Here is a 10,661-nt window from a genome sequence, read left to right on the forward strand (position 1 = left end):
TCCTGTGGCGGGTACGGGCACACGCACCGACGCTATCGAGAGCCTACTTAAGTCGCCGCCAGGGCGCTTTTAAATACGGTGGTTTATTGTTGAATTTCACCCCGAAGCGGCCCGGCGCCAGAAGCGACGCGTTCCGATACCGCGGTCGGCCGGGTCGGCGCGATGGGCCTGCAGGTCCGACGGCGAGGTTCCCGTATCTGACGCCAGCCGCTGCCCACCCGCCGAAGATAGGCGGCGATCGCGGCGGGCGCACGCCCGGAAAAGAGCTGGACGCTTCAGCCCTCCGGCTGGCCCGCCCAATAGTAGAAAGGCATATAAGCCACGTTGGATAAACCTACTCCAGACGACCCATTACCCTGATATATGTTCCCATCGGCATCGATAAATGCCGATCCGACATTTCCCTGCCGCAATCCATCTTGCCAATACACGCACTGCAGGAAATGCTGAGCCGGCACGGGAAAATAGATTGAGTTCGGCAGCGATATAAATTTCCCCCGCGTGTCCGAATAGATTTTCGGGCTGCTGCCCGGCGCCGAACCGGCGCTCTGCTGATAGATATCCAGCATGAAGGCGCCGGCAGTGTCCCATGAAGCGCCCCCGTCGACCGACTTGGCGAACCAAATATCATGGCCGGCCTTGTTGCAAATCAGGCCGTAGAGAACGTCGCTGGAATAATCCACAGAGCATACATCGAACAGCCTGTATGGCACGCCAACGGGCCATGACATCCGCCTGACGGCAACCCAGGTTTTACCGTTATCCTCGGAAAACGACAAAGCCGCCGATTCCTCGCCCGTAAAGGGATCTTTATCATAGCCACAGGCATAAAGACGCGGCTTTTCTTTGTACCACCCTGGCCGGATACTCAGGACGTGATTCCCGGCCAAGCCGCTATCCTTGTTTGCGATATGCCACTTTCCATCCAGGCAATAGGAAAGGCCTTCGCCGTCATGCCCAACCCAAGCTTGCATGGACGTATACATTCTGGCAAAGACACAGACGACGCGGTTGCTTGCCAGTCCATCCCGCGTTGTGTAATGCGCCGCCGACACACCGGGGAGGAGCGGATTATTGCAGAAGAAAAACCGTTGTCGGTGGCGATGCCGTAGAAAGGCGTTGTGGGCGTCGAGCAATAAAACAGATCGTTTATTCGCGTTCTTCCCAAGGGCGTGCTGCCCAGCCTCTCCAGGCCGGTCCATGATTGCCCGCCATCGATGCTGGCCGCCAAGCCACTTTGGGTCCCGGCCAGCACAGGCACGTCCGGCTTGCTGGACGACCCGGCAACACACAGCACGGCGTTATCCGGCAGGCCCCGGGCCGTCGTCGCGTACTGCCAAAGCGGAGGATACGCTGCGATATCGGCGGCTGCGGCCACCGCGACACCGACATCCGTCGGTATGAAAGCCCTGCCATCGTGCACAGTGAAACGATGGTTCGAGTCGACCGAGGCGCCGACGTTCAGACCATTCTCATCCCGGAATATCTTTACGGAACTGTCTCGGGTATTGAATACCGTCAGCCGACGATAGGAAAGAACGAACAGGTCGTCGCGGGATGCCTCGATCGTTTGGTAGGCGTCCTGCAGATTCGACAACAGTACTTCGCAGGTTCGTCCCCCATCGCTGGATTTCAATAGCCAGGATGACACTGTCGATTGGCACAGGATATACCAGGCCCCGTCGGCGCCTATGTAAATATCGTTGACCCGTGACCCGGACGCGGCCTGATCGGCCCAAGGCAACCTGGGCGGCGCGGAGAACCTGTCTATATAGCTCCAATGCTCGCCACCGTCAGCGGATATGGCGAGGCCATTGTCCGTACAGGCGTAGATTTTTCCGGAGAAAAACCTGACCCGCAAAATGTCGAAGCCGTCGGCGAGTTCCACCACCCGCCATTTCCGGGTTTCGACTTTATATACGGATAGCGTCCTCGCCAGGCGGTCGCCTACCCCGCTTCCGTCGTAGTGCGAAATGACCACCGGCCCCAGTTCATCGTTGGACGCCACCGCCGCTGCCTGATCGATATTTACCGATCTTATGCAATCCGAAGCCAGTCCGTCACGTTCGCGCGTGAGAAAATGCACGTCGCTGCCAAACGATCGTTGCACCCCAAGTCCCGTGCAGTCCACTGTGGTGAAGACCAGAACCCCGGAGGCCTGATTGACGCAGATGTCGAAGCTATTCGACTGGCGTAACACCCCCGGGTTCCACCATTCTCCCAGGGTATCCGACCCCGAGATCCCCCCGGTCGTCGCCACATATAAGTCTTCACCTTTGCCGGGCACCAGGGCGATGACCCTGTTGCTCAATAAACCGTTCGCCCCGGTTTGATAGGTCCAAATATTGCGCATCCGGCTCTCCGCTGAAACGCTCGTGGCGGCGGCCTATCCGGATGCGACCCGCTCCCCTCCTGGACGATTCGGACACCACGCCTGGAACCGGGACGATATGCAACTTCAGCGAAGCAGGCTTTTAAATCTCGACGAGCTGTTTTGACTTCCTGCCGAACCATTGGGTGGACTCACTCCGCGCCTTGCGCCGCCACGATGCCCGGCCCGCGCATCACATTCACGCCGAGCTTCGCCAGGATGCCGCGTGTCGCCTCGTCCGGCACATCTTCCGCATAGACCTGGATGCCCAGCGAGCGCGCGGTTTCCAGCACCGAGACCGCCAGTTGCTGGCTGCCCAGGCTGCGGGCCATGCCGGTGACGAAGCCTCCACCCAGTTTCACATAGGCCAGCGACAGGCTGTGCAGCAGGCTGACCGCGCTAAGCTGCTGCGCCAGGCGGCGCACGCCGACGTGGGCGCCGCAGTCGTTCGCGATACGGCACAACTCCGCCACGGCATCGCGCCGCTCCACTACCGCGTGCGCATCGACTTCCAGGTACAACCGCGTCGCCAATTGCTTGCGTTCGGCCAGCATCCGCTCGACCTGCAGCAGGAAATTGGGGTGCGACAGCGAAGGCATCGCGATACGCACCGTCACGTCGCCTTCGTTCATCATGAGCCAGCTGACCGCCAGGCGCACGGCCTGGATATCGCAGTCGGCGGTCAGATCCAGGCGTGTGGCCGCGGGAATGAACAGCTTGGCGGGAATCGGTTCCGGCGATCCCTGGCTGTGCAGCATCAGCGTGGCTTCCTGCCGCATGACGGAGCCGTCCAGCGCCAGCAGGGGTTCCAGCGCCAGCGTAAAGCGCTGGCGCTCGATGCCATCGGCGATCGCCCGGCGCCACGCCGATTCGCCGTGCGCGGACAAGGCCTGCGCATCGTCCGTCGCCAGTTGCACGTGATCGTCGCCCGCGCTTTCGCCGCGCATCAAGGCGAAATCCAGGCGTCCCAGCAGATCGCCGACCTTGTCGCCGCGCTGGTAATCCGTCATGCCCAAGGCCCAGCGGCAAAGCCCGCCCTCGCCGACCGGAATGCGCGCCTCGCGCAGCTCGTTGCGCAGGCGCTCGGCCACCAGCATGGCGGTCGGCGCGGCGCAGCCGGGCATCAGCAAGGCGAAGTCCGAGCCGTTCAGGCGCGCGACCAGCGTATTGTTGAGCTGGAACTGGTCGAGCAGGGCCGCCACCCTGCTACCCAGGCCAGCCAGCCATTGGTCGACGAAATCGCGGGGCATGTGGCGATTGATCGCCGCCAGGTCGCGCTGGCGGAACACCAGCACGTGGCCGTCCTGCGACCCCGTCCCGCCTGGCGCGTCCGGCCTGCCGGGACTCTTGTCGACGGCACGCAGGAATTCATTGATGAAGTACTTGCGGTTGGCCAGTCCGGTAACCGCGTCCTGGTTGACCTCGATTTCCAGGGACTCGATGCGCGCCGTCTGTTCCTCGGCCGTGGCGCGCAATTGATCGCGCGTCTCGTTCAGGGCCTCCGTGATGCCCGACAATTCCGGCACGCGCGCGGTCAGAGCCCCGCCGAACTGCCCGCGGCCGATCGCGCGCATATGTTCGCCTACCTCGGCCAGCAGGCGCTTTTCAATCCACCGCACCAGGGCAAAAGCGAACAAGGCCCAGACCAGGCCCGCCGCGACAATGACCACGATCATCTGCAGGCTGCTCGCCCACAGCGTCTCCCAGGCATAGGCGTCATTGGCCGTCAGCGTGACCTCGCCGATCTGGCGCCAACCGTCCGTCACCACGTGGCTGGCGGATTTGGCGGACAAGGAAACCAGCCGCTGGAACCAGCCGGGCACCGCCGTCGCCGCGCTCTGGCCGCTGCGTTCGATGATGATCTGGCCCTGGGGATCGGTCAGCCGCACCAGCGAAAAATGCCCGCCGTCATACAGCGCGGACACCAGCAGTTCCTGCGTCACGCGCGAACTGTTCGCGGGCTGCGAGAGCGAGAGCGCCAGGGATACGGCCGCATCGCTGCTCTGTACCTGCAATTGGCCGGCCAGATAATCGCGCGCCGCGGTCACGCTCAGCGCCAGGGTGCCGAGCAGGATGATCGCGATGGCGATGGTGATACTGAGCAGTAGTTGTCGAAGTATGGACATGGATGAATTCCTGCAACGCCTATTGCCGGATGCCTTCACGCGCCATGCGCTGAAGCAGGTCGCGCCAGCGGCCGATACGATCGACCGGGGCGGCATGTTTGCCGTCGACGTACACGCCGTCGGCATTGAAACTGAATACGGGTGTCAGATCCCTGCGCTGGCTGGCGGGCAGAATATCGGATATCAGGCTATCCAGCACCAGCGGCACCGAATTGGCGGTCGGATAGTAAGCCAGCACCATGTGGGCGATCTGCTCGCTGCTTTCCGGCCCACCGATCCGCGCGCGCACGTACACGAAACGGAGCTTGCTGATCGGCACACCCAATTTGATCAACGAAAAATACTTGCCGATGACGAAGTCTTCGCAGTCTCCGGCGCCCTTGCCCAGCGCCTCCAGCGGCGTGGCCCAGTAGTCGGCCTGTCCCCATATCGTCTGGTCTTCGGCCTGCAACAGCCTCCGGTTCCAGAACGTATTCACGCTGGTCAGTTTGTCGGACTCGTCCAGCGCGCTGTCGTCTTGCAGCAATTGCAGCCAGGCCGCGACCGCGTGCGCCCCCTTGCTGCCATAGCGGCTGGCCGCGACCTGCTCCAGCCGTGCAGTGTCTAGCTCCAGCGCGCCGCTGATTCCCCACCCGAACAGCAGGCAGAAGAAAGCCGCCCTGGCCCAGGCCAGGACGGCGCGCGAAGAGGTGGGCTTAAGCATGAAACATATTGTAAGACCAACCCGAAGGACCCCGTCGCCGGGGCCCTCCGGGCCCGCGGCCCCGGCTAGCGATCAGTTGTGGCCATGCAGCTTACCCTTCTGGATCAGATCGTTGATGATGGCCTGGTCGTTCTGCAGGCTGCCACCGTTGGTCAGATCCACGCCGTGCAGCACGATCTTCTGGTCGAAGGCCTGTTGCGCCGCACCGCCCGTGGTGCTGACGTTGATGACCGTGTCCGTACCGCTCTTCGAGAAATGCAGGTACTTGGACAGGTCGCCGTCGGCCGGGTTGTTCAGCAGCTCGTGCAGGTCCAGGACATCGCCGCCGGCGGAAGCGGCGCGGGTGTCGAAGTCCATGATGGTATCGACAGCGGGGTTGGCCGTCGTGCCGCCGTCGTGCAGCGACCACTTGAAGGTGTCGCTGCCATCGCCGCCGTACAACGTGTCGTTGCCCGCGCCGCCCACCAGGGTATCGTTGCCCGCATCGCCGTACAGGGTATCGTTGCCGCCCTGGCCGTAGATGGTGTCGTTGCCGTTGCCGCCGTGGATCGTATCGTTCCCGCCGCGTGTGTCGCCGCCCACGTTCAGAGTATCGCTATGCTGGCTGACGTAGTTGTAGACATCGCTCGACGTGGGGGCATGGCCCAGCGTATCGGTCAGGTAATCCAACAGGCCTTGCAGGCCCTGGCCGTTGTGCGTGCCGGCCGGATGCTGCGTCGAGTTCAGTGCGTCCGTATTGATCGTATCGCCGAAGATGATGTCGTTGCCATCACCGCCATTGATCGTATCGGCGCCGACCGTGTTGGGGTCGGAATGCGATCCGCCGCCGTTCAGGGCCGTGCTGAGGTCGCCCGGCTGCAACACGATGTCCACTTCGCCGGTGGGACCGGTGACGTAGAGGTGATCGACCAGCGTGAAGTTGTCCACAGTGATGGACGCGTTCGAGTTGTTGTTGGTGTTGTCCAGCACATCGAAGTCCAGGCGATACTCGCCCGCGCCGTGATCGCCGGTCGTGATATGGCCGGTGCTGGTGCCGGACTCGATCGTCGTCCAGCTATTGCCGTTCTTGACCTGCAGGTACCAGGTGACCGCATCGCCGGCCTTGAAGCTCGAGCTGGTGCTCAGGTCGAACTCGAAGTGCGCGGTATGGCCGCTGGAGACCGTCACGCCGTCGGTCGCGTACTGCGTGGAATTGGCGTTGTTGCCCCTCGAACCGTACTTGTCCGAGATCTGGATCGATGAGTTGTTGCCTTCGCTGATGGACCCGCCGCCGTTCTGGACCGAGTTCCAGCTACTGGTGCTGTCGAAGTTGTAGTACCACGACGTGCTCAGGTTGGTGGTACCGTCGCCGAAGTCGACCTGGCCCGTACCGGTGGAATCGGTGTTGTCGAAGAACTTCAGGTAGTTCTCGTTCACACCGTCGCCGATACCGATGCCGTGCACGGTGCTCATCGCGGCCAGGGCGGCAAAAGCGTCGATCGAGTGCTGGAACGTGGTCTGGTCCGTTGAGCTGCCGTTGCCGCTCGTGCCGCCCCAGCTGTTGTTGTATACGGTCGGGTCCCCATCGGTCAGGAAGAAGCTCAGGTTGTCGTAACCGTTCGCCGTGCCCTTGCCGGCAGACGCTTGCGCATTGAACCAGTCCACCGCGGAATCGAAGGCATCCTCGTAGTTGGTCGAACCGGAAGCATCCAGATTGTTGATGGCCTTGATCAGCTTGTCGGTCGCTTGATCGACATCGCTCAGGTCCAGGTTCTGCACGGTGATGGCGGTATCGGCCGAGCTGCCGAAGCCGATCAGCGTGACGTTGACAATGCCGTCGTGGCCGGCCAGCTGCTTGACGAACTGCGTCAGCGCGTCCTTCACCAGTTCCATGCGGGTCTGGTTGCCGGCAATGTCATTGTCCATGCTGCCCGAGTGGTCGACGATCAGCGCGATGTTGTAGTTCTGGCCCGGCGTGGTCGTGGTGACCGTGCCGCCCGTATCGCCCATGATGATGTCGTCGCCCGAACCGCCATTCAGCGGCGGCGTGGTACCGCCATGGCCGTTGTTGTCGCCGGTGCTGGTGTTGTCGCCCTGGATCAGGTTGTTGGTGGCCAGGCCGAAGTTGTGTTCGGTGGATGTGTCCTGGCCGCCGTGCGCCGTGCCGCCGTTATCCTGCACTTTGAAGCCGAAGGATGTGTCCTTGCCGTCGGCACCCGGGGTGTATACCAGTTTGCCCGCCGCGATATCGCTGGCGGAAATCACCTGGCCCGCCGTGACGGCCTGGCCGTTCAGCGTCAACGTGCCGCTGTCCGGGGTGCGGGTGATGATGACGTCCTGCAGCGTGTTGTGCTCGCCGTTGCTATCGGCGAAGTTGAACTCCGCGGTCGTGAAGGTGTGCGATCCGCCCACGTTGACGGTCGTGGCATTGTCGCTGGCGGTCGGCGCATCGTTGGTGCCGTTGATGGTCACCTGTACCTGATGCGTGTTCGTGCCGTCGGCCGAGACCACGGTGTAGACACGCGTGCCCAGGCTGTCGCCGCCGGACAGCGCCTGCACCGCCGGATTGCTGTTGTCCAGCGTGTAGGTCCAGTTGCCATTGGCATCGACCGTGAACGTGCCGTACTGGTCGTGGATGGTATTGGCCTGGAAGCTGCTTTCGCCCGCGTCCTTGTCCTGGATCGTCAGGGTCCCGGTCAGCGCGGCGCCGTCTTCGTAGACGGTGCCGTGATCGGAACTGCCCTGGCCCACCGTGATGACCGGGATGTCATTGGTGCCGGTGAGGGTGATGGTTACCGTCTGCGTGTCGGTGCCGCCGTGGCCGTCATCGACCTTCACCGTAAAGGTGTCGGTCTTGTGCTCGTCCTTGGCCAGCGCCTGGGTCGCTTGCTGGTCCACCGTGTAGGTCCACTTGCCGGTGCTATCCAGCGTGAGGGTGCCGTAGGTGCCCTTGGCTGGCGAATCGATGGTCCAGGTATGGCCGTCGTGATAGTCCTTGTCCGCGACGGTCAGTTGGCCGGATACCGAGGTTTCGACATCCTCGGTCACCGAGGCCGCGGCCTTGCCGCTGATGACCGGGTCATCGTTCGTGCCGACGATCGTAACCGTCACGGTGTGTTCGCCGCTGCCGTCCAGCGACTTCACCGTGAACTGCTCGGTCATGGTTTCGTCCTTGCCCAGGCCCTGCACAGCCGGATCGCTGTTGTTCAGCGCATAGGTCCAGTTGCCGTTGGCATCGATGGAGAACGAACCGTGCGCGCCGGGCGTACCGGTCTGCACCTGGAACTGCGATTCGCCCGGATTCGGGTCGACCACGTCCAGCTTGCCGCCAGTGGTGTTCGGGACCGCGTCCTCGACCACCGTGCCCGCATCGCTGCCCGGGCTGTGCGGCGTGATCGTCGCGCCATCGTCGGTACCGTTGATGGTGATCGTGATGGTGCTGGTCTTCGAACCGTCCTGGCTGGTCACCGTGTAGGTCTCGACGATGCTCTGCCCGGCGTTCAGGCCCTGCACCACCGCATTGCCGTTGTCCACCGTGTAGGTGTACGAACCGTCGGTGTTGAACACCAGCTGGCCCAGCGGCGTATTGCCGTTGCCCGTGCTGCCATCAAACTGCGCGCCCGCCTGGAAGTGGCTTTCGCCCGCGTCCGTGTCGGTGATCGTCAGTTGGCCCGTGGCCACCAGGTTGCCATCGTTGTTGACGTTCTGGTCTTCGGTCACCGCGCCCGTGCCGGCGCTGACCACCGGCACGTCGTTCGTGCCCACGATCGTCACCGTCACTTCGTGCGTGGCGCTGCCGTCGGCCGAGGACACCGTGAACTGCTCGGTCATCGTCTGGCCCGCGCCCAGCGCCTGCACCGCCGGATCGCCGTTGTTCAGTTTGTACGTCCAGTTGCCGTTCTCGTCGATCGCGAACGTGCCATGTTCGCCAACATGGTTGGTCTGTGCCACGAACTTGTTCTGGCCCGCGTCGGCATCCTGGATGTCCAGCTTGCCGCCCGTCGTGTCCGGCGTGGCGTCTTCCACCACCGTGCCGTGATCGCTGGCCGTGCCCGGCTGGCCCGGCGTACCCGGGTCGTGCGGGGTAATGATTGCCGTGTCGTTGGTACCCGTGATCGTCACGGTCACCGTCTGGGTGTCCGTGCCACCGTGGCCGTCGTCCACCTTGATGGTGAAGGTATCGGTCTGCTTCTCGCCTTCCTTCAGCGACTGCACGGCCTGCGGGTCGACGGTATAGGTCCACTTGCCCGTGGCGTCCACGCTGATCGAACCGTAATCGCCCTTGGAACCGTTGGCCACCGTCCACGTATGCGCGTCGTGCGCGTCCACGTCGGAAACCGTCAACTGACCGGTCACCGAAGGCGCGCCGTCCTCGGTCAAGGCGCCGCTGTGCACGCCGGCGATGACCGGGTTGTCGTTGGTGCCATCGATGGTGATCGTCACTGTCGCGGGCGTACCGTCGGCGCTCTTCACCGTGAAGGTTTCGGTCAGGTGTTCGCCCGCGCCCAGCGCCTGCACACGGGGATCGCTGTTGTTCAACTGGTACGTCCAGGTGCCTTGCGAATTGACGGAGAAGTTGCCGTACTCGCCGGGCGTCTTGCTTTGGGTCTGGAAGGTCGCTTCGCCCTTGTCCGCGTCCTGCACATCCAGGTTGCCGGATACCGCCTGCACGCGATCTTCCTGCACCGTACCGCGGTCGTCGCCGGGGTGATGCGGGGTGATTACCGCCACGTCGTTGGTGCCGGTGACGTTCACCACCACTGTTTGCAGGTCGAAGCCGCCATGGCCGTCGCTGACCTGCACCAGGAACTTCTCTTGAACCGTCTCGCCTTCGCGCAGCGACTGCACGTTCTGGTTCACGGTGTACGTCCACTTGCCGGTCTGGTCGACCGTCAGGTTGCCGTAGTCGCCCTTGTTGCTGCCCAGGATGGACCAGCTGTGGGTGTCATGCGCATCCACGTCGCTGACGTTCAGCTGGCCGCTGACCGCGGTCGCGGCGTCTTCCTTGATCGCACCGCTGCTGACGCCGCTGATGTGCGGCGCATCGTTGGTGCCGAGGATGGTGACCGTCACCGTTTCAGGCGTGCCGTCGGCGGTCTTGACGGTGAACGTCTCGACCAGTTTTTCACCCGCGCCCAGCGCCTGGACTTCGGGGTTGCTGTTGTTCAGCGTGAACAGCCAGCCACCATTGGTGCCGACCAGGAAGGTACCGTGGGGCGTGGTGATGACATTGGCCTGGAAGTAATTCTGGCCGGCGTCGGCATCCTTGATATCCAGGTCGCCGCCCGTCCAAAGCTGCAAGGGGGAATCCTCCCGCACCGTGCCGGAGTCGTCACCCGTGACGACCGGCACGTCATTGGTGCCCGTCACGGTAACCGTCACGGTCTGCACCGCCGTGCCGCCGTGGCCGTCGTCCACCACGACGTGGAAGGTCTCGACCTTCTCCTGGCCTTCGGCCAGCGATTGAATCGCCTTGCTGTCG

The 10,661-nt window shown here is 63.1% G+C and carries 5 protein-coding genes; all 5 read right to left on the reverse strand.

Annotation, left to right across the window (positions count from 1 at the left end; translation table 11 throughout):
* Positions 1-275: 275 nt before the first annotated feature.
* A complete protein-coding gene (locus tag ACO1P8_RS05765) occupies positions 276-890 on the reverse strand; it encodes a sialidase family protein (RefSeq protein WP_486294957.1) in 615 nt (204 codons plus the stop codon).
* Positions 869-2,353: a beta propeller repeat protein gene (locus ACO1P8_RS05770; RefSeq protein ID WP_486294958.1), complete on the reverse strand. Its 1,485-nt coding sequence runs from the start codon at positions 2,351-2,353 to the stop codon at positions 869-871. The genes ACO1P8_RS05765 and ACO1P8_RS05770 overlap by 22 nt, the downstream gene beginning before the upstream one ends.
* A 170-nt stretch (positions 2,354-2,523) precedes the next feature.
* Positions 2,524-4,497, reverse strand: coding sequence for a bifunctional diguanylate cyclase/phosphodiesterase (locus ACO1P8_RS05775; protein WP_486294959.1), 1,974 nt, complete (start codon positions 4,495-4,497; stop codon positions 2,524-2,526).
* Between the two features lie 19 nt (positions 4,498-4,516).
* Positions 4,517-5,200: a transglutaminase-like cysteine peptidase gene (locus ACO1P8_RS05780; RefSeq protein WP_486294960.1), complete on the reverse strand. Its 684-nt coding sequence runs from the start codon at positions 5,198-5,200 to the stop codon at positions 4,517-4,519.
* A gap of 72 nt (positions 5,201-5,272) precedes the next feature.
* Positions 5,273-10,661 (reverse strand): VCBS domain-containing protein (locus ACO1P8_RS05785; protein WP_486294961.1); only part of this gene is annotated, 5,389 nt, incomplete at its 5' end.

The sequence above is a fragment of the Bordetella sp. genome, assembly GCF_057362025.1.

Excerpts from the sequence above, each read along its gene's own strand:
- ACO1P8_RS05770 (WP_486294958.1), bottom strand. The coding sequence starts at position 2,353 with ATGCGCAATATTTGGACCTATCAAACCGGGGCGAACGGTTTATTGAGC.
- ACO1P8_RS05775 (WP_486294959.1), bottom strand. The coding sequence starts at position 4,497 with ATGTCCATACTTCGACAACTACTGCTCAGTATCACCATCGCCATCGCG.
- ACO1P8_RS05780 (WP_486294960.1), bottom strand. The coding sequence starts at position 5,200 with ATGCTTAAGCCCACCTCTTCGCGCGCCGTCCTGGCCTGGGCCAGGGCG.